Here is a 1,751-nt window from a genome sequence, read left to right as displayed (position 1 = left end):
GCGCAAAAAGCTTCGATCTGCTGGCGGATACCGTTGGCATCGAGCCGGCACAGGCTGAGCAATTCCTCGCGGGAACCCTGCTCGACGAAGCGGTCGGGCAGGCCGATGTTCAACACGGGCATCAGAATCTTCTGCTGTTGCAGGAACTGCAGTACTGCACTACCGGCGCCGCCGGCAATGACGTTTTCCTCGACCGTGACGAACACGTCGTGGCTTTTGGCCAACTGCAGGATCAAGTCTTCGTCGATCGGTTTCACAAAGCGCATGTTGGCGACCGTCGCGCCCAGTTGCTTGCCGGCTTCGACGGCCGGCGTCACCATCGCCCCCCAGGCCAGAATCGCAATCCGCCCGCCCTGGTGTCTGATTTCACCCTTGCCGATTTCCAGCGTGCTGAGTTCCGGGTTGATCGCCGCACCGGGACCCTTGCCGCGCGGATAACGCACGGCGGCCGGGCCGTGGTGGTGGAAGCCGGTGGTCAGCATCTGCCGGCATTCGTTCTCGTCGGCCGGGGCCATCACCAGCAGATTGGGGATGCAGCGCATATAACTGTAATCGAAGGCGCCGGCATGAGTCGGGCCGTCCGGTCCCACCAGACCGGCTCTATCCAGCGCAAACAGTACATCCAGATTCTGCAAGGCCACATCGTGAATCAACTGATCGTAACCGCGTTGCAAAAAGGTCGAATAAATCGCCACCACCGGTTTCGCGCCCTGGCAGGCCTGGCCGGCGGCTAAGGTCACCGCATGTTGCTCGGCAATCGCTACATCGAAATAACGCTTCGGAAACTTTTGCGAAAACTCGACCAAGCCCGAGCCTTCGCGCATCGCCGGGGTGATACCCAACAACCGCTCGTCTTGTGCTGCCATATCGCACAACCAACGGCCGAACACCTCGGTATAGGTCGGATGCGGCGACGGCGCCGCCTTCGGTAGAAAATCCTGGGTCGGGTCGAAGGCCGGCACGCCGTGATAGGCCAGCGGATCCTTCTCGGCCGGGGCATAACCCTTGCCCTTTTTGGTCACCACATGCAGGAACACCGGCCCGGTCAAATCCTTCAGATTCTCCAGGGTCGACACCAGCATCTCCAGATCGTGACCGTCGATCGGCCCGAAATAATTGAAACCCAGCTCCTCGAACAAAGTACCCGGCACGATCATGCCTTTGACATGTTCTTCCGCTTTCCGCGCCAATTCCCAGACGCTGGGCATACTCGACAAAGCCTTCTTGCTTTCCTTCTTGACCGACGAATAAAACTTGCTGGATAAAATCTTGGTCAGGTAATTATTCATCGCCCCGACCGGCGGTGAAATCGACATCTCATTGTCGTTCAAAATCACCAACAGATTGGCATTGACATCGCCGGCATGGTTCATCGCCTCGAACGCCATGCCGCCGGTGATCGAACCGTCGCCGATGATCGCCACCATCTTCTTGTCCTCGCCGCGCAGCTGCGAGGCGATGGCCATGCCCAAGGCCGCACTGATCGACGTCGACGAATGGCCGACGCCAAACGCGTCGTACTCGCTCTCGTCGCGCGACGGAAAGGCCGACACCCCGCCGAGGGTGCGAATCGTCGTCATCCGATCCTTGCGCCCGGTCAGAATCTTGTGCGGATAAGCCTGATGGCCCACATCCCACACCAACTGGTCCACCGGGGTATCGAACACATAATGCAAGGCCACGGTCAGTTCCACCGTACCCAGGCCCGCGGCGAAATGGCCGCCGGAAATGCTGACCGTGTGCGTCAAATA

1 protein-coding gene is annotated in these 1,751 nt (G+C 59.6%); it reads right to left on the bottom strand.

Features of this window, described 5'->3' with window-relative positions; genetic code table 11:
• Positions 1-1,751: 1-deoxy-D-xylulose-5-phosphate synthase (gene dxs / locus C2U68_RS20325; protein WP_140914299.1), on the bottom strand; the 1,751-nt coding region annotated here is incomplete at both ends.

Source organism: Methylomonas koyamae, assembly GCF_006483455.1.
Classification (GTDB): Bacteria; Pseudomonadota; Gammaproteobacteria; order Methylococcales; family Methylomonadaceae; genus Methylomonas; species Methylomonas koyamae_B.
Note: the sequence above shows the minus strand (reverse complement) of the source record. Positions and strands in the feature narration are given on the sequence as shown.